The 18478-nt window shown below is 72.7% G+C and carries 15 protein-coding genes; 6 read left to right on the top strand and 9 right to left on the bottom strand.

Features of this window, described 5'->3' with window-relative positions; genetic code table 11:
• Nucleotides 1–11: 11 nt before the first annotated feature.
• Nucleotides 12–962, top strand: coding sequence for a DUF3500 domain-containing protein (locus ACGF3C_RS30405; RefSeq protein WP_357222353.1), 951 nt, complete (start codon nucleotides 12–14; stop codon nucleotides 960–962).
• Between the two features lie 242 nt (nucleotides 963–1204).
• Here the strand turns inward: ACGF3C_RS30405 and ACGF3C_RS30400 are convergent, their stop codons facing one another.
• The 7 genes from ACGF3C_RS30400 to ACGF3C_RS30370 form a co-directional block, all read right to left on the bottom strand.
• Complete coding sequence (locus tag ACGF3C_RS30400; protein ID WP_357222351.1) at nucleotides 1205–1360, bottom strand: hypothetical protein; 156 nt, start codon at nucleotides 1358–1360, stop codon at nucleotides 1205–1207.
• Between the two features lie 274 nt (nucleotides 1361–1634).
• A complete protein-coding gene (locus tag ACGF3C_RS30395; RefSeq protein ID WP_357204199.1) occupies nucleotides 1635–2126 on the bottom strand; it encodes a DUF2231 domain-containing protein in 492 nt (163 codons plus the stop codon).
• Between the two features lie 228 nt (nucleotides 2127–2354).
• Nucleotides 2355–3095 (bottom strand): GAF and ANTAR domain-containing protein, encoded by a 741-nt coding sequence (locus ACGF3C_RS30390; protein WP_393227155.1) that lies wholly within the window; start codon nucleotides 3093–3095, stop codon nucleotides 2355–2357.
• 183 nt (nucleotides 3096–3278) lie between these two features.
• Nucleotides 3279–5570: an accessory Sec system translocase SecA2 gene (gene secA2, locus ACGF3C_RS30385; RefSeq protein WP_357204195.1), complete on the bottom strand. Its 2292-nt coding sequence runs from the start codon at nucleotides 5568–5570 to the stop codon at nucleotides 3279–3281.
• 76 nt (nucleotides 5571–5646) lie between these two features.
• Nucleotides 5647–7455, bottom strand: coding sequence for an ABC transporter ATP-binding protein (locus tag ACGF3C_RS30380; protein WP_393227153.1), 1809 nt, complete (start codon nucleotides 7453–7455; stop codon nucleotides 5647–5649).
• A gap of 41 nt (nucleotides 7456–7496) precedes the next feature.
• On the bottom strand, nucleotides 7497–8585 hold the full coding sequence (locus tag ACGF3C_RS30375) for a zinc-binding alcohol dehydrogenase (RefSeq protein WP_393227151.1): 1089 nt from the start codon (nucleotides 8583–8585) through the stop codon (nucleotides 7497–7499).
• A complete protein-coding gene (locus ACGF3C_RS30370) occupies nucleotides 8578–9588 on the bottom strand; it encodes a Gfo/Idh/MocA family protein (RefSeq protein ID WP_393227149.1) in 1011 nt (336 codons plus the stop codon). Before ACGF3C_RS30370 ends, ACGF3C_RS30375 begins: the two co-directional genes overlap by 8 nt.
• 203 nt (nucleotides 9589–9791) lie before the next feature.
• On the opposite strand from ACGF3C_RS30370, the gene ACGF3C_RS30365 reads away from it, so the two are divergent.
• From ACGF3C_RS30365 to ctaD, 5 genes are all read left to right on the top strand, one after another.
• Nucleotides 9792–10799, top strand: a complete 1008-nt coding sequence (locus tag ACGF3C_RS30365; RefSeq protein ID WP_393227179.1) for a glucosyl-3-phosphoglycerate synthase — start codon at nucleotides 9792–9794, stop codon at nucleotides 10797–10799.
• Nucleotides 10800–10822: 23 nt separating this feature from the next.
• Nucleotides 10823–11962: a glycosyltransferase gene (locus tag ACGF3C_RS30360; RefSeq protein WP_393227177.1), complete on the top strand. Its 1140-nt coding sequence runs from the start codon at nucleotides 10823–10825 to the stop codon at nucleotides 11960–11962.
• Between the two features lie 84 nt (nucleotides 11963–12046).
• Nucleotides 12047–12505, top strand: a complete 459-nt coding sequence (locus ACGF3C_RS30355) for a DUF4383 domain-containing protein (RefSeq protein WP_393227147.1) — start codon at nucleotides 12047–12049, stop codon at nucleotides 12503–12505.
• Between the two features lie 111 nt (nucleotides 12506–12616).
• Nucleotides 12617–13345 carry an ATP-binding protein gene (locus tag ACGF3C_RS30350; protein WP_357222335.1) on the top strand — a complete coding sequence of 243 codons (729 nt, stop codon included), beginning with the start codon at nucleotides 12617–12619 and terminating at the stop codon, nucleotides 13343–13345.
• Nucleotides 13346–13470: 125 nt separating this feature from the next.
• Nucleotides 13471–15462 carry a cytochrome c oxidase subunit I gene (gene ctaD / locus ACGF3C_RS30345; protein ID WP_393227145.1) on the top strand — a complete coding sequence of 664 codons (1992 nt, stop codon included), beginning with the start codon at nucleotides 13471–13473 and terminating at the stop codon, nucleotides 15460–15462.
• Between the two features lie 64 nt (nucleotides 15463–15526).
• Here ctaD and ACGF3C_RS30340 read toward each other — a convergent pair whose 3' ends face one another.
• Together ACGF3C_RS30340 and ACGF3C_RS30335 are read right to left on the bottom strand one after the other, a co-directional pair.
• Nucleotides 15527–16675, bottom strand: coding sequence for a SigB/SigF/SigG family RNA polymerase sigma factor (locus ACGF3C_RS30340; protein ID WP_091408326.1), 1149 nt, complete (start codon nucleotides 16673–16675; stop codon nucleotides 15527–15529).
• Between the two features lie 222 nt (nucleotides 16676–16897).
• Complete coding sequence (locus ACGF3C_RS30335; protein ID WP_393227143.1) at nucleotides 16898–18340, bottom strand: hypothetical protein; 1443 nt, start codon at nucleotides 18338–18340, stop codon at nucleotides 16898–16900.
• Nucleotides 18341–18478 lie beyond the last annotated feature (138 nt).

Below are 18478 nucleotides of genomic sequence, written 5' to 3'. Positions count from 1 at the left end.
ATACAGGGTCGGTGGAAGATCCCCTGCCGGAGCAGATGCGGACGGCCGCGACCGCGCTGCTGACCGCGCTCGACCCCGCCGCCCGCGAGAGCGCCGTGCACTCGTTCGACGACGAGGCGGCCCGACGCTGGCTGGAATACCGGCCCAGGCCCCGACCGGGCGTCTGCCTCGCCGAACTCGACGTCACCGCCCGCAAGGCCGCGCACCGGTTGCTGGCCACCGCGCTCAGCCCCTCGGCGTACGCACAGGCGATGGCGATCATCTCGCTGGAGGAGGTGCTGGACCGGGCCGAGGGCTGGCAGCGCGGGCGGCACAGCGCCGACTACTGGGTGGCCGTGTTCGGTGACCCCGCGCGCGACGACCGTTGGGCGTGGCGACTCGAAGGGCACCACCTGTCGGTGAACATGACAGTGGTGGACGGTCAGGTCTCCCCCGCGCCGATCTTCTTCGGGGCCAACCCGGCCGCCGTCCGCTACGCCGGCCGGCCGGTCTCCCGCCCACTCGGTGTCGAAGAGGACCTGGCCCGCGCCCTGCTCGACGCGCTGGGTCCCGCCGAGCGGGCCGCCGCGATCATCGCCGACGAGGCGCCGGCGGACATCATCAGCGCCACCCGTGGGCGGGTCGACGCGCCGCTGGAGCCCCTCGGCGTACCGGCACAGCGGCTGGCACCGACCGGCCGTGCCCTGCTCGACCAGGTGGTCGCCCTCTACCTCGACCGGTTGCCGCCCGAGCTGGCCATCCGGGAAGCGACCCGACTGGACTCCGGCCCGTTGCACTTCGCCTGGGCCGGCCCGACCCACCCCGGGCGGCGGCACTACTACCGGGTACAGGGCGACGACCTACTGATCGAGTACGACAACACCACAGCGGACGGCAACCACGCGCACACCGTGCTGCGCCGCCCCGCCAGCGACTTCGGTGCCGACGTCCTGGCAACCCACCACCAAACCCACCCCCACTAACCCCACCCCACCCCGCCCCCTCACCGCCCTCACCCCGCCCTCGCCCCGCCCTCGCCCCGCCCTCGCCCCGCCCTCGCCCCGCCCCGCCCCGCCCCGCCCCGCCCCGCCGATCTTGCAGTTTCGGTGGTCGGATTGCCCTTCTGGATGGGTTTTGCCGGGACAGAAAGTGCAAGATCGACGCGTGCGGGGGACCGGGGACCGGGGACCGGGGTTCGGCGGGGGCGGGACGGGGGTGGGGTGGTTCAGGGGTGGGTGGCCTCGATGAGGAAGCGTTGGGCGTGGGCGACGAAAGGGCCCTCTTCGGCGATGCGGTGGTGGAGGTCGCGCGGAGGTGCGCGGTAGCGCTCGACAGTGAACCCGGGCACGGTCCAGATGACCTTGCGCAGGAACCAGACCACCGCGCCGATGTCGGCGAACGTCCCCCGCAGCGTGGCCGACGCAGGTCGACCACCCGCAGGCCAGCGGCCTCGGCAGCGGCGACCGCGTGTTCGGGGTGCCGCTGGGTCGGTGGTGGCAACGGTCCGAGGATCGCCTGACTCAGCTCCCGCATGGTGCCGGCCCCGATCTGCTGGGACAGGAACGTCCCGCCGGGTCGCAGCACCCGTGCCGTCTGAACCCAGTCGGTACGCACCGGCCCAGGTGGCAGGCGCGAGATCTTCGGGAGCGAAGGTGTCAGCGGATCGTGGGCCGACCAGCCGTACGGATGCCGGCGAGCGCGTCCAGGCCGCCGGTCTCGGTACGTCCGCTGTCGAACTGACGCATCAGCCGTGCGCCCAGGTGCACGCCGACCGCGCCGACGGCCAACGCGACCAGCTCGGTGGCCAGGATCGGGACCGACGCGCCGTGCTGCGGGGATTGTGACCGGACCAGGCAGGTGAGCAGGAACATGGCTGCCATCAGCGCGTTCACCAGGTTGAAGGCGACAGCGGTGCGGCGGGTACGGTCGCCCGGCACGTCCCACAGGTCGATCATGCCGGCCACGGCGGTCAGGGCGGCGGCGACGAGCGCGGCGACGCCCGTCCAGTAGCCGACCTCGCCGAGGAACGCGGGCCCGCCGACGACGTCGGTGAGGTCGAAGACGGTGGCGCTGACGAAAAGCCCGAGCGGGAACGTCACGAGCATTGGTTGGATCGGGTGCCCCTGCACCCGCAGCCGGCTCTGCATCGGTCCTCCCCCGGGTCGGCGCAGCTCGCCTGACCAGAGTGCTACCCGAGGGCGGTCGCGACGAAACGATGCCGCCCGACTCGCCGGCAGCAGAAAGAACGGGCACCGGAGCCGCCGCCGGACCAGCGCTGATCAACTCGGGTTCCCGGAAGTCGGGGCGTCCGCGCGACTGCGACACCCGGGTTCAAGGACTCACGGGCGGCGCCACGGTGGAGATGCCGCCCGGGGTCAGTTGTCGCGTTGGCGGGAGACCGTCCGGACCAGGCGCTCGGCCACCTCGCGCAGCGGGATGTCCAGCGACGAGGCGGCGGTCCGCAGCACGTCGAGGGCCTCGGCCGGAGGGCACCCACGCTGCGTCATGATGACGCCGACGGCCTGGCCCACCACCCCGTCGTGCAGGAGTGAGGCGTCCCGTTCACCGGCAAGGGTGAGCTGTCGGTTGCGGTCACGGACGGCGGCGAGCAGCAGACCGGCGTGTTCGGCGAGCAGCATGGCGGTCAACTGGTGTTGCGGGGTCAGCAGGTCCGGCGCGGCGGCGTACAGGTTGATCGCCCCGATGACCTGGTCGTCGATGTCGACCGGTGCGGAGATCACCCCGCGTACGCCGAGGTCGCGGGCGTGCGCCGTCCAGGCCGGCCAGCGGGGCTCACCGGTCAGGTCGGCGGCGAGGATCATCTCGCGGAGGTGGATCGCGCTCATCGCCGGCGTGTCCGGCCCGTGTCGCAGGTCGTCCAGTCCGGCCAGCCCTTCGTCGGAGGCGGCCACCCCGGCCGGCTCGCCGGCCCGCAGGGCGGTGAACCCGCACCAGCGCACTCCGGCGACGGCGTCCCGCGTGACGCGGACCAGGGCCAGCAGCGCCTCATCAAAGTCGGTCAGGGCGATCAGCCCGGCAGTCAGCTCCCGCAACAGTGCGGCTGCTTCCAGCACACCAAGGGTGTGCACCACCGGTTCCCGCGTGTCGAGGTTCACCGGTTCGCAGCCTCCGTGCCGTCCCGCGCCTGCCCGGTACGCTTCGTCACCTGTGTCATCGTCTGCTCTCTCCCGACTCGACCGACCAGCCCTACTACCCTGGGAAACCTGGGTCGAAACGGCGTAAATCGGGGCCCCGGTCGCGCGCGGAGGCGCGGTCGGGGCCCCGACGCGGTCGATGCGTCAGCGCGAGCCGCCGCCGAGCCGCCGCCCGATCGACGCGATCAGACGGTCGAGCTCGGACCCGAACGGGTTGTCGTGCACCAGGTACGTCCAGGTGGCGGTGGGCCGGACCAGGGTGCCGTCGTCGGGCTGCCAGTCCTCATCGAATTCGGTCTCGGTGAAGGTGGCGATGGTGCGGGCCTCGATCTCCGGGATCAGGTCGTTGAACGCCGGCACCGCAGCCCGGTGGAACTCGTCCAGCGGGTCGAGCCGGCCCAGCGCGCGCAGGTGCACGCCCTCGCGGACCTCGGACAGCTCGGCCAGGTGCTCGGCCCAGAGCCGGTCCAGGTGGAAGAGCGCGATCGACCGGGCGGCACGGGCGAGCAGGTCCTCGTCCATCTCGCCGGCCTTCTCGGGCTCCTTCTCCAGCAGCATCACCGCGGCCACGTCGCTGGTCAGCAGTCGCTCCCGGCGCGCGGCAAGGGCCTTGCGCTGCTGCTCGATGACCACGCTGTAGCGCCAGGTGTTGCGGTGGATCTCGTGGTTGACGCCCTCGGCGACCCGCTGGGCGTGCTCCACCGCGTAGTCGACCTGCTCGTCGGTCACCAGACCGTCGGCGTTCATCCGCGGCGACGCCGGCACCGAGTCGGCGGCGTGCCGGACGACGAGGTCGTCCTCCAGGCTGACGAAGAAGACCGAGCCGCCCGGGTCGCCCTGCCGGCCGGCCCGACCACGCAACTGGTCGTCCACCCGGCGGCTGTCGTGCCGGCCGCTGCCGATCACGTAGAGCCCGCCCAGCTCGGCGACCCGCTCCTGGTCGGTCTGGTCGCTGCCGCCGAGGCGGATGTCGACGCCACGGCCGGCCATCTGGGTGGAGACGGTGACCGCGCCGTACGCGCCGGCCTCGGCGATGATCGTGGCCTCTTCGTCGTCGTTCTTGGCGTTCAGCACGACGCACGGCACCCCGGCGGCGTTCAGCCCGGCGGCGAGCCCTTCGGACTCCTTGACGTCCAGGGTGCCGATCAGCACCGGCCGCCCCTTGGCGTGCGCGCGCTGGATCTCGTCGACGAGCGCCTCGTCCTTCTCCGCCCGGGTGGCGTAGATGCGGTCCGGCTCGTCCTCGCGGATGCACGGGGTGTTCGGCGGGATCACCGCGACCTCGAGGTTGAAGAACTCCCGCAGTTGGTCGCCGACGAGCACCGCGGTGGCGGTCATCCCGCACACCTTCGGGTAGAGCGCGATGTACGCCTGCATGGCGATGGTGCCGAGCACCTCGCCCTCGGCGGTGGCGTCCAGCCCCTCCTTGGCCTCGACAGCGGCCTGGAGACCGTCCGGCCAGCGGCGGCGCTGGGCCACCCGGCCGCGCATCTCGTCGACCAGCTCGACGGAGCCGTCCCGGACGATGTAGTCCACGTCACGGTGCAGCAGGGCGTGCGCGTGCAGCGCCACGTTGACAGCGGAGAGCTGCTCGACGTGCTCCTCGTCGTACAGGTCGATGCCGAGCTTGGCCTCCATGGCGGCCAGGCCGGCGGAGGTGAACGCCACGCTGCGCCCGTCCTCGGCGACCGTGTAGTGCTTGCCCTTGCGCAGGCCACGAACGAGCGCGGCGGCGGCGTGCACCGGGTCCTGCTCGCCCGGCACCGCGCCGGCCAGGACCATCGGCACCCGGGCCTCGTCGATCATGATCGAGTCGGCTTCGTCGACGATGGCGGTGGTCAGCGCGGGCTGCACCCGGTCTTCCACGTCGGTGACCAGCTGGTCGCGCAGGTAGTCGAAGCCCGCCTCGCTGACCGAGACGTAGGTGACGTCGCAGGCGTACGCGTCGCGCCGCTCCTGCGGGGTGGAGGCTTCGTTGACCCAGCCGACGGTGAGGCCGAGCAGGGTGTAGACCGGCTCCATCCACTGGGCGTCGCGGCGGGCCAGATAGTCGTTGATGGTGAGCACGTGCACCGGGCCGTTGCCGAGCCGGACGTGCCCGTACGCGGCGATCGTCGCGGTCAGTGTCTTGCCCTCACCGGTGGCCATCTCGGCGACCTTGCCGGAGAGCAGCGACATCGCGCCGAGCAGCTGCACGTCGTACGGCCGCTGGTCGAGGCCGCGGCGGGCGGCCTCACGGCCGACGGCGCAGATCTCCTCGTAACCGGCGGCGGCACCCGCGGCCGCGGTCAGCTCGGCGTCGTCGAGCGCGGTGAGCTCAGCCTCGCGCGCCTCGATCGCCGGGAGCAGTTTCTCCAGCGGAGCAAGATCCACGGTCGAGCCGGGGCGCTGGAGGAACCGCCGGAACTTGCTCTTGAACCGTTGCGACACACCCATGAGCGGCAACGGTACGCGATTCTGGCCGGCGTGCGCGGCCCGGTCGCCCGGCAAGTTCGCCGCGACCGGGCGTCGGTCACCCGACCAGCAGTTGGTGACTGGCGAGTTCCCGGTACAGCGGGTCGGTGGCGGTCAGTTCGGCGTGGGTACCCACTGCCACCACCCGGCCGCCGTCAAGGACGACGATCTGGTCGGCGTCGACAACGGTGGCGAGCCGGTGCGCCACGATCAACAGGGTCCGGCGGACGGCCACGGCGTCGATGGCGCGGCGCAGCGCGACCTCGTTGCGGGAGTCGAGGTTGCTGGTCGGCTCGTCGAGCAGCAGCACCGGCGGGCCGGCGAGCAGCGCGCGGGCGATGGCCAGCCGCTGCCGCTCACCTCCGGAGAGCAGCACTCCGCCCTCGCCCACCTGCACGTCGAGGCCGAGCGGGGTGCGCTGCGTCAGGTGGCCCAGGTTGACCTCGTCCAGGACGTCGCGCAACCGGTCGTCGCTGGCGTCCGGGGTGGTGATCAGCAGGTTCTCCCGCAGCGTGCCGGCCAGCACGGGAGCCTCCTGCTCGACGTAGCCGAGCCGGGCCCGCAGCGCGTCGCGGGGCAGGTCCCGTACGTCGGTGCCGTCGAGGCGGACCGCGCCGGCGCTCACCTCGTAGAAGCGCTCGACCAGGGCCAGCAGTGTGGACTTGCCGGCGCCGGACGGACCGACCAGGGCGGTCCGGGTGCCGGCGGCGACCGCGAAGCTGACCTCGTGCAGCACCGGCTCGCCGCCCGGGTAGCCGAAGCCGACCCGGTCGAACTCGATCATCGGGGTCGGGCGGCGCGGGGTCGCCGTCGCGCTGCCGGGCGCCGGCCGGTCGTCCGCGCCCTCCGCGGGGACGGCCAGGATCTCCTCGATCCGCTGGAGAGCGCCCAGGCCGGACTGCAACTGGGTGTACGCCCGCAGCACCTGCCCCAACGGCAGCGCCAGCAGGAACAGGTACATGACGAACGCGACCAGGTCACCGACCGAGATCGCCCCGGCCGCGACCCGCGCCCCGCCGATGCCGAGCACCAGCAGGAACGCGCCCTGCACGGTGACCGAGCCGATCGGGCCGACCAACGCCTGCACCCGGGCCACCCGCAGCCCCGCCGCGTACGCCTCGCGCGCGCTGCCGGTGACGGTCTGCGTCTCCCGGGTCTCGGCGCGGCTGGCCCGGATGGTCCGGGCCGCCGAGATGGCCCGCTCCACCGCCGAGGTCATCTCGCCGATGCGCTCCTGGGCGACCCGGGCAAGCGCCCGGACCCGGCGGGCGAAGGTGGCGGCGAAGATCAGCCCCAGCGCCACCCCGAGCAGGGTGACGCCGAACAGCAGCGGGTCGAGCAGCACCATGGCCGTGCCGGCGCCGACCACCGTCACCGCCCCGGTGACCGTCTCGAACAGCCCGGAGGTGACGACGGCGCGCAGCAGTGTGGTGTCCGAGCCGACCCGGGAGAGCAGGTCGCCCGTGCGGCGGCGGTCGTACTCGGCGATGGGCAGCCGCAGCAGGTGGCCGGCGAGCCGGCGCCGGGTGCCCAGCACCACTCCTTCGGCGGTGCGTTGCAGCAGGTAGTCCCGCAGCCCACCGATCGCCGCGCCGAGCACCACGAGGGCCACCAGCACCGCCACCAGCTGGGACACGCCCTGCTCGGCGCCGATCCGCTCGAGCACCGACCGGGTGAGCAGCGGCTGTGCCAGCGACGCCGCCGAGCCGATCAGCGACAGCGCGCCCACCACGACCAGGGTGCCGCGGTGCTCCCGCAGGTACGGCAGCAACGCGGCCAGGCCGACCGGCCGGCCCCCAGGGTTGCCGCCGGCCGGCCGGTCGGTCGAGGTGTCGCCGGGAACCGGCCGTTCCTGCACGGTGCTCATGCCGCGAACGGTAGCCGCCCTCGGCACGCGGCGAAGGCGGCTCAGGTGGCGAGCACCACCTGAAGCTCCTGGCGACGACGCTCGGCCAGGTCGGCGAGGAGGGCGGGCGCCTCGTCGAACGGCACCACCGCCGAGACGAGATGCTTACGGATCGCGTCGCCGTACGTCCGGAGCAGGTCGACGGTCTCGGCGGAGAGCCGTTCGCGGTCCCAGGTGGGCGCGAGCCCGCGAGGCACCCGGCCGATCTGGGCGCAGCGCAGCGACAGCCCGTTGTGGTGGAACTCCTCACCGAGGCGGACCGCGTCCGCGCCGCCCTGGTAGAAGGCGAGGTCGATGACGGTGCCCTGGGGCCGCAGCAGCCGCAGGGCGAGGTGCAGCGCCCACGCCTGCCCCCGGCACTGGAACACCACATCGGCACCCCGGTCGCCGGCGGTGTGCGCCCAACGGGTCTTGAGCACCACCGCCGGGTCGTCCGCGTCGGGGTCGAGGGTTTCCAGACCGAGCGCCTCGGCGACCTGGCGGCGGTGCGGGGTGGGGTCGAGCACCACCACCGACGCGGCGCCGTTGCGTCGGGCGAACAACGCCGTCAGCAGCGCCACGACACCGGCGCCGACGACGGCGACCCGTCGGCCGCGTACCCCGTCGCCGAGCGCGCGGACGTCGGTGCCGTGCAGGTCGGCGGCGGCGTGCAGCAGACCGTTGGCGCAGATCGGGCCCATGTGCGCGACGTAGACGCCGAGCAGAGGGTCCAGGTCGTCGGGCAGCGCCACGAACCGTTCGGCGACCGGGTCGGCCAGCCAGCCGGTGCGGTGCCCGTACGTCATCGCGCCGACCGTGCCCACCGCGACGGCCGGGGTCTCGCTCTCCACCACCCGGCCGACCTGCATGTAGCCGAGTCGGGTCACCGGGTAGGGGGTGCTGGCCGCGCCCGGCTGGAACAGGCCCAGGTCGGGGTTCCAGGTGACGTTCAGGTAGGGGTTCGTGCCCTTGACGTAGCTCAGCTCGGTGCCGGCGGAGACACCGCTGAACAGCGTCTCGACCCGGAACGTGCCGGGGCGCAGCGGGGCGGCGTCCTGCTCGACCAGGTCGACCCGGCCGGGGCCGGTGACCACCACGACCTTGTCACGCATCGACTGCCACCCCGCTGGTGAGCACTGCCGGCGCGGTCGCGGTGGCGAGCCGCACCGTGGTGCCGGTACGGGCCGAGTCGGCGACCGCGAGGGCCAGGCGTTGGGTGGCGAGGGCCTCGGCGTACGGCACGCGCACGTCGTCGCCGATGCCGCGGACGGCGTCGACGAAGGCGCGGTCCACCGCCACCCGGGCGGCTTCCGGGTCGGCGGGGACGTGTCGTTCGCCGTCGGCGTCGCGGATCGACAACCCCTCCTCGGTGATCGCGAGGGCCACCCCGTCGGCGAGGATCTCCAGGCCGGCGCGGTGCTTCCAGCCGAGGACGCAGGCGGCGCTGAGCGTGCCGACCGCGCCGTCGGCGAAGCGCAGCGCGGCGGTGGTCACCGAGTCGATGTCGGCGCCGTCGACCGGCGGTGGGGTGCCGTTGCCGTACGCGGTGACCTCGGTGACCTCGCCGGCCAGCACGCGGATCAGGTCGAGCACGTGGGCGGCCTGCTCGACCACCGGCCCGCCGGAGCGGTCCCGCCGCGACCACCACGCCACCGGGGGCACCTTGTCCAGCCAGGCGCCGCTGACCATTCGCACCGGACGGTCGGCGAGCAGGTCGCGGGCCTGGTCGAGCACGCTCAGGTAGCGCCAGTGGTGGCCGACGGCGGTGCGCAGCCCCCGCCGCGCGACCAGGTCGGCGATCCGCTCGGCGGTGCGCAGGTCGACCGCGACGGGCTTCTCCACGAACATCGGCACCCCGGCCTCGATCACCGCCTCCTCGGCGGGGCCGTGCGCGAACGGTGGCACGCAGACGTACACGGCGTCCAGATCGGCGGCCAGCAGCGCGGCGACGTCGGCGAAGGCCCGCCCGCCGTGCTGTTCGGCCAGCGCGGACGCCGCCTCCGGCGCCACGTCGGTGACCCCGACCAGCTCGACGTCGTCGAACCCGGCCAGCACCCGCGCGTGACGCTGTGCCACGCCGCCGGCTCCGACCAGCCCCACCCGACAGTTCCGCATCCCCACACCCCTTCGAAGACTTTTCATCTGCGATGGGAGCAGTCCCCTGAGCTGTGCGCAATCAAACGTTCATCCCCCGGGAACGAATTGTCGTCACCTCTGTGATCAAGCTGTTGCCGAGAATGCGGTTAGCGGGTGATGAGGAATGGGAACAACCAAATTCGGTTTTTCCACGCACGAACGGAGGGGTGCCCGTGCGGGATATGACATCGACTGTGTCGCCGGTGGTCGAGGCGTGGGCTACGTACCGGACGACGTCGGCGGCCGACTGGCCGACCCGTCGGCTGATGCGTGCCAAGGGTGAGACCCGGGTCAGCGTGGTGCTGCCGGCGCGCAACGAGGAGGCCACCGTCGGCGCGATCGTGTCGACGATCCGGGAGCACCTGATGGATCGGGTCGCACTGGTCGACGAGCTGATCGTGGTGGATTCCCGCTCGACGGACCGGACCGCGCAGGTGGCCCGTGCCGCCGGCGCGGAGGTGGTCAGCCAGGACGCGATGACCAGGGGGTTGCCCCGGCTGACCGGCAAGGGCGACGCACTCTGGGCAGGGCTGGCCGCCGCCGAGGGAGACGTGGTGGCGTTCATTGACGCCGACCTGCGGGAGTTCCGGCCGCACTTCGTGAGCGGACTGCTCGGGCCGCTGTTGACCGACCCGTCTGTCGACTTCGTGAAGGGCTTCTACCACCGCCCTCTGGTGGGCACCGCCAGCGTGGAGCAGGACGGCGGGGGCCGGGTGACCGAGTTGATGGCCCGACCGCTGCTCAATCTGTTCTGGCCCGAGCTGGCCGGCTTCGTGCAGCCGCTCGCCGGCGAGTACGCGGGCCGCCGGGACGTGCTGGCCCAGGTGCCGTTCGTCTCCGGGTACGGAGTGGAGACGGCCATGATGATCGACCTGCTCGACCTGGTCGGCCTGGACGCGCTCGCGCAGGTCGACCTCGGTGAGCGCAAGCACCGCCACCAGGACACCGCCGCCCTGGGCCGGATGTCCGCGCAGATCATGCTGACGGCCTGGTCCCGGCTGCAACGGCGCGGCTGGGCGACCCCCGGGTTCGCGCCGGAGTCGTTGCTGACGCAGTTCCGTCGCGGTGGTTCCGACACCCTGCCGAACCTGGACCGCGAGATCGTGGTCAGCGACGTGTCGATCGAGGAACGCCCGCCGTTGGCCGAACTGCGCCACCGGGTGCCCCGCCGACGGGTGGCCGCCGCGTGAGCGCCAGCAGCCTCACCGTGCTGATGAACGCCGGGCCGTGGCTGTCGGTGCCGCCACCCGGTTACGGCGGCATCGAGAACGTCATCGCCACGCTGGTGCCGGAGCTGCGGCGACTGGGCGTACGGGTGGTGCTCGCCTCGGTGGGCAGCAGCACCCTGCCGGTGGACGAGCAGGTCTCGGTCTTCGCCGACGGCCAGTTCGCCGCGTTGCAGCGGCCGTACAACCAGGTCTGCGGAATCGCCCAGGCGCACCTGGCCGGGGTGGTACGGGAGCTGCACTCCCGCGACGACATCGACCTGGTGCACGACCACGTCGAGGCGGTCGGGCTGGCCACCCTCGCTGCGATGGGGCCGTCCGGGCCGCCGACCCTGCACACCCTGCACTGGGACCTGGCCAAGCACCCGGCGCTCTACGGCAGCCTGGACGGCGGCGACCGGGTCCGGGTCAACGGCGTCTCCGCGTCGCAGCTGGCCCGCGCCCCGCTGGCGCTGCGGGAGCACTCGGTGGGGCACGTGCACCTGTCCACGCCGCTCGCCGTCGACGCCGACCGGCGGCCCCGACCGGACAAGGGCGAGCACCTGCTCATCCTGGGCCGGATCAACCCGGGCAAGGGGCAGGACGTGGGTGCCCGCCTCGCGCACCGGGTCGGTATTCCGCTGGTGCTGGCCGGCCCCGTCGGCCCGTATCACCGGCCAGCCGACCTGGCCGCTGCCGGCGACGAGGCCCGGCAGAACCCGGACGTACGGTTCTTCCTCGACGAGGTGGCACCGCACGTCGACGGTGACCTGGTCCGCTGGGTCGGCACCGTGGCCGGCCAGGAGCGCGACGACCTGCTCGCCAGCGCCCGCGCGTCGCTGTTCCCGCTGCGGTGGGAGGAGCCGGGCGGCACTGCTGTCGTCGAGTCGCTCGCCCTGGGTACGCCGGTGGTGGCCACCGCTCGGGGTTGCCTGCCGGAGCTGATCGAGCACGGTCGTACCGGGCTGCTCACCGCCGACGAGGAGGAGTTGGCTGACCTCGTCCTCGCCGCGGAGTTGCTCGACCCCGACGAGTGCCGGCGGGTGGCCGCGCAGCGCTTCACGCCTGCGGTGATGGCGCAGCGTTACGTCGAGCTGTACGAGCGGGTCCGGCAGTCGGCGAGCGCCCCGAGGTTGCTGCCGGCCTGACCGGTGGCGGTGCCAGCCGGTTTGCCGGCCGCGCCGGCGGGTAGCCGGCAGCGCTCATGCCCGCCGCGCGACGAGGAGCCGGGAATGGTCGGACCGATGGCGCACTCCCGGGCCCGACCCAACCCGGCCGACGGCAAACCGCCGGTCCGTCGCGCGGCGGCGACGGTGGGCGTGCTGTTCCTGCTGGTCGGCGTGCTCGGCTTCGTGCCGGGGATCACCACCGGCATGGACGCGCTGCGCTTCGCCGGCCACGACTCGGGCGCGTACCTGTTCGGCGTCTTCCAGGTGTCGGTGCTGCACAACCTGGTGCACCTGGCGTACGGGGTGGTGGGTCTGCTGCTGGCCCGGACGGTCACCGGTGCTCGGGCGTTCCTGATCGGCGGCGGCGCGGTCTATCTGGTGCTCTGGCTCTACGGGCTGGCGGTGGACCACGACACCGGGGCGAACGTGCTGCCGGTCAACGACGCCGACGGCTGGCTGCATCTGGGGCTCGGCGTCGGCATGATCACCCTGGGCGTCCTGACCGGCCGGCCTCGTCGCTGACCTGGGGTCGCGGCGACGTGACCTGCCTCGCCCCGCTGTCGGTCCGGTTTGATCGGGACCGGCCTCGGGTAGTTGGCAGATCCCGACCCAGAGCAGCGAATTGAGGCGCCGATGTCGAGCGGGATCACCTGCGAGGTGCGTACCACCGCGCCGGTGGCGGTCGTCCGGCTCACCGGCCCCCTGCACCTGGGCACGATGCGCTCGGTGCACCGGGCGCTCAGCGACGCGTTGGTCGACCAGCCGGAGGCGCTGGTGGTCGACATGGCCGGGGTGCGCGTGGAGGACCGGTTGGCGCTGTCGGTGTTCGCCGCGACAGCCCGCCGGGCCGAGGAGTGGCCGGCGGTGCCGGTGCTGCTCTGCTCCCCGTCGCCGATCGCCGCCCGATGGCTGGCCGAGTCGACCGCCTGCCGGGTGCTTCCGGTCTCCGCGGACTGCGCGGAGGCGACCCGGTTGGCCGGAACGACGTCCACGCTGCGGATGCGGGCCCGGCTGGAGCCGGTGGCCGGGGCCTGCCGGCGGGCCCGGGAGCTGGTCACCGAGGCGTGCGCGCGGTGGAACCTGCCCGACGCGTCCGGCCCGGCCGCGTTGGTGCTCAGCGAGCTGGTCGGCAACGTGGTGCGTCACGCCGGCACGCCGATGCAGGTGACGGTGACCCTGCGCCGGCCGTATCTGCACCTGGCGGTGGTGGACGGCAGCAGCGCCGAGGCCCGTGCGGGTGGGACGGACCTGCACGCCGAGGGTGGGCGTGGGTTGATGCTGGTCCGGGAGCTGACCCAGCGGTGGGGCAGCGTGCCGGCTGGTCAGGGCAAGGCCGTCTGGGCGATGCTGCCGGCAACCTGAGCGTTCGAGGCGCTTGCGCCCGGTACCAGCGTTCTGACCGAATTTACCGCTCTGGCCTGGTTACATGGTGCGAGGGTCGGGTAGGCACGCCCGTCCTTTCTGCCGTCACGACGGGGTGAGCAGCCATGCCCAAGCGGGTAACCACGGAACCCGGTCGCGATCGGGGCCCGGCGATCCTGGCACCGGCCCGTTTCGGGGGGTTTCCTGGAGCGGTACGGGCACCGGTCCCCGGAAACTCCCTGATCAAGTTCCTCGCCACGACCGACCACAAGCAGATCGGCCTGCTGTATCTGCTGACCTCCTTCGGGTTCTTCCTGGTGGCGGGGCTTCAGGCCATGGTGATGCGGGCCGAGTTGGCCCGCCCCGGGATGCAGTTCCTCTCCTCCGAGCAGTACAACCAGCTCTTCACCTCGCACGGCGCGGTGATGCTGCTGCTGTTCGCCACACCCGCGGCGTTCGGGTTCGCGAACTACATCGTGCCGATCCAGATCGGCGCGCCGGACGTGTCGTTCCCCCGCCTCAACGCGCTCGCCTACTGGCTGTACCTCTTCGGCGGCCTCATGGTGATCGGAGGGTTCATCACCCCGGGGGGTTCGGCGGACTTCGGCTGGACCGCGTACAGCCCGCTCAGCGACGTGGACCACAGCCCCGGCGTAGGGGCGAACATGTGGGTGCTCGGCCTGGTCGTCTCCGGGCTCGGCACCATCCTCGGCGCGGTCAACCTGATCACCACGATCCTCACCCTGCGCGCGCCCGGCATGACCATGTTCCGGATGCCGATCTTCACCTGGAACATGCTGTTCACCAGCGTGCTGGTGATCCTCGTCTTCCCGCTGCTGGCCGCCGCGCTGCTCGCGCTCTCGGCCGACCGGTTGCTCAACGCGCACGTGTACGACCCCGCCACCGGCGGCCCGATGCTCTGGCAGCACCTGTTCTGGTTCTTCGGCCATCCCGAGGTCTACATCATCGCGTTGCCGTTCTTCGGCATCATCACCGAGATCATTCCGGTCTTCTCTCGCAAGCCGCTCTTCGGTTACACGGGGATCGTGCTGGCCACCATCGCCATCACCGTGCTGTCGATGACGGTCTGGGCGCACCACATGTTCGCCACCGGTCAGGTGCTGCTGCCGTTCTTCAGCATCCTGAGCTACCTGATCGCGGTGCCCACCGGTGTGAAGTTCTTCAACTGGATCGGCACCATGTGGAAGGGCCAGCTCACCTTCGAGACGCCGATGCTGTTCGCCATCGGCTTCCTGGTCACCTTCCTGCTCGGCGGCCTCACCGGCGTCCTGCTGGCCAGCCCGCCGGTCGACTGGCACACCCACGACAGCTACTTCGTGGTGGCGCACTTCCACTACGTGGTGTTCGGCACCGTGGTCTTCGCCCTGTTCGGCGGCTACTACTTCTGGTGGCCGAAGATGACCGGACGACTGCTCGACGAGCGGCTCGGCAAGGCGCACTTCTGGACCATGTTCATCGGCTTCCACGGCACCTTCCTGGTGCACCACTGGCTGGGCGCCGAGGGCATGCCGCGCCGGTACGCCGACTACCTGCCCACCGACGGCTTCACCGTCCTGAACACGATCTCCAGCATCTTCGCGTTCATCCTCGGCCTGTCCACCCTCTTCTTCATCTACAACGCCTGGAAGTCCTGGCGGTACGGGGCGGTGGTGACGGTGGACGACCCGTGGGGCTTCGGCAACTCCCTCGAGTGGGCCACGAGTTGCCCGCCGCCGCTGCGCAACTTCGACCGGATGCCCCGGATCCGTTCCGAGCGCCCCGCCTTCGACCTGAAGTACGGTCCGCTCGTCGCCGATCTGGGACGCGACCTGCCGCAGCGCACCACCAAGCCGCCGCAGCAGTTCGCCGAGGAGTTCCGGCTGGAGCACCACGCCCCGGAGTCGCCGGCCGCCGAGGGCGCGCACGGCGCGCGCGACGCGGTCGACTACCAGCCCGCGCCGCGCTCCGGGGCCCGGCCGGTGGACGTGCCGGAGCCCGAGGGCGTCCGCCGGCCGAGCTTCGAGCAGTCCGACCCGCCGCAGGACGCCGAGGACGCGCCGAAGCCGCACGAGCGCTGGCGCCATCCGCACAGCGACGGCAACACCGAAGAGCGCTGACCAGGGGTACGCGCGAAAGGGCCGACACCCAGCGGGGTGTCGGCCCTTCGCCTGTCCGTGTGTGTCAGTCCCGGGCCGGCGCCAGGCCGGCGGCGGTGAGTGATCGGCGTACCGCGGGCTGGACCCGGGTCAGCCGCAGCGGCACCCCGGTGCGCTCCGCCGCGTCCCGACCGGCCATCAGCGCGGCGATCCCACCGGCGTCGAAGCCACCCGCGCCGACGAGGTCGACGACCACCTCGCTGGGCTGGCCGGTGACCGCCTCCAGCATGGCCCGGCGCAGCTGGTCCGCGCCGTCGCGGTCGATCTCGCCGCCGACCTCGACCACCACCGAGTCGCCGTTCTGCTTGACCGAGATCCGGGTCTTGCCCGGGTCGGGTTCGGCGGCGCCGTTCTGCCACGGCGGCGGCGCGTCGGCGAGCATCGCCTGACGCAGCCAGGTGAGCGCCCGCGACAGCAACCGGGACACGTGCATCTGCGAGATGCCGAACCGGGCGGCGATCTCGGCCTGGGTCTGGTTGCCGTAGAAGCGCATCGCGAGGATCCGTCGCTCACGCCAGGGCAGTCGGTGCAGCAGACCGCTCACCGTCACCCGGTCGTCGACCGACTCCAACGCGTTGTCGGACTCTCCGACCAGGTCTCCGAACTCGGCGGAGCTCTCCCCGCCCACCGGGGCGTTCAGCGAGGCCGGGCTGTAGCCGGCCGCCGACTCCAGGGCGGCGAGGATCTCCTCCTCCGGGGTTTCCAACCGGGCCGACAGCTCGGCCACGGACGGGGCCCGGGACAGCTCGCTGGTGAGCGCGGCAGTCGCCTGCCCCACTTCGAGGATCAGGTCCCGCAGCCGGCGGGGCACGTGCACGCCCCAGGTACGGTCCCGAAAGTGCCGTTTGATCTCGCCCACGATGGTGATGGCGGCGTAGGCGGTGAAGGAGCCCCGTTCCGGGTCATAGCGGTCGACGGCGTTGACCAGCCCCAGGCGGGCCACCTGCTCCAGGTCCTCCAGCGGCTCCCCCCGCCCCCGGTACCGGCGGGCCAGCCGGCCGGCGAACGGCAGCGCGAAGCGCACCAGGTCGTCCCGGGCCTCCCCCCGCCGCTCCGGCGGCAGCCCGGCGATCCGGGCCGCGTACGCCATCGCCGCCGCGTCGAGATCCTCCAGACCCCGATCGTTGGGCGGTGGTGGGGTCGTGGTCGTGGTCGTGCTCGTCTGTCCGAACATCCGCGCCTCCCTCAGGAAGGTCCCCCGCCCGGATCGGGAAACCGGTCGTGCGCGTGGTCGAGCCACGCACCGGGCCGGAAAGTGGGTCAGTGACTGGGATGCCAGCGGGCGACAACACCTCTACGCAGCGCAATCAGGCCGTCGCAGCCAGCGATGTTCCCGCTCCGTAGGTACTCAATCACGGGACCCCGGGTTCGCGAGGAAGTTTCGGCGTCCTCCGTCTCAGGAGACCAACAACCCCTGGTGGCCGCCGCTGTCGCGGAGCACCGCGAGGGCCTCGGCGACCCCCAGCGGGGGCGGCGCCGGCAGGTCGTACGGCTGGGCGCGCAGCACCTCGGTGGCCCGGCGGGTGGGCACCGAGGTGACCGGGTACCCGCGGGCGGTGGTGCGGTCCAGCGCCCGACGCCGCCGGCCGAACCCGGCGACGGCCAGCCACTGCGGCAGCCCGGCCAGCGCGGGTGAGCGCACCCCGGGCGGCTCGGGCAACACGTCCACCGAGCTGAAGGGCTCGCTGCCGGCCAGCCACCACTCGGCCTCGTCGACGCTGCGGCGGGTGGCGTTCTCACACCAGTACGGCACCAGCCCCGCCCGCACCACCTGCCACGGGTCGAGCAGTCGACCGCACTCCACCACCAACCGGTCACCGGTCTTGCCGGCGCGCCGCAGCCACCGCCGGTAGAGGTCGGCCACGCCCGCGCTCAGTGCCGCCGGCCGGGGCACCAACACCCGGTGCAGCGGATGCTGGTGCCGGGTGGACCAGTCCCGCGCGGCCAGCTCGAAACCCGAGTCGACGCCGTGCTCGGCGTACGCCGACGGCACGGACACCTCCGGCGGCTCCCACCGCGTCGCGTCGCCCCCGACGGAGCGCAGCACCTGCCGCAACGCGTGGCTGTCCGGGTGGAAGTCCACCGGGTCCAGCCCACTGCCCGGGCAGCCGACCTGGAAGCTGTGCCCCGGTCCGCGCTCCAGCACCGGCCAGGTGCGTGCGTCGCGGACCAGCAGCACGGGGGCACCCGGCACCAGCCGGTCGGCCAGGAACCGCGCGTACGCGGCCGGTAGGGCCCTCCACGTGGCGGTCAGCGAGACGGTCGCCCCGGTCAGCGCGCCACGGCTGGCCGGGCAGTGCACCTGGCGCAGGTGCAGGTCGGCGTTGCCGACGAGCAACCGGGCGGAGAGTGCCGCGCCATGCTCCGCGGCGTCCCCCGGGCGGTCCACCGCGCCGTCGGACCAGTGCACGGTCATCTCGAAGCCCGCCGGCAGCCACGGCACCCCGAGGGCCACCGCGAGGTGCGCGGCAGCGCCGTGCGGAGAGCCGATGAGCACCCCCGGGTAGCGGCGGCGGGGGTACTGGTCGACGAACCAGCGGGCCACCCTCGCGCCGTCCACCTCGTCGATCTGGGCCACGGTGAGCGCGACCCGGCCGGCGGCGCGGGTGACCGCGGCACGGCGTACCGGTTCGGGGGCGCCGGGGAACCGCGACGTCGGCCCGGTGTGCCCGAGGTCGGCGCAGTCGACCCCGCGCAGTGCTCGGGCGGTGGCGGCGACCAGCACCCGGGCGGAGCTGCCCGCGGCCACGACCCGGTCGCCGGCGAGACCGGCGCCATCAGCCGTGAGCCCCTTGTGCACCTTGTGCACCGGCCCCACCTTGCCTCGTTCGCTCACCACGCGGCCCGGCTTCCCGTCCCGATGGGGTTCAAACGGGGCATCACCCACCCGGCGGCACATTCCGCTGGTCAGCGGGGTGCCCCGGTCATCACCGGCGTTCGGCGGCTCGGGTTTCGCCAGGGCCAGGACGGGCACTTC

It is taken from the genome of Micromonospora sp. NPDC047762, assembly GCF_043204655.1.
Classification (GTDB): domain Bacteria; phylum Actinomycetota; class Actinomycetes; order Mycobacteriales; family Micromonosporaceae; genus Micromonospora.
The sequence above is the reverse complement of the archived record's forward strand: the minus strand, read 5'-3'. Positions and strand labels throughout refer to the sequence as shown.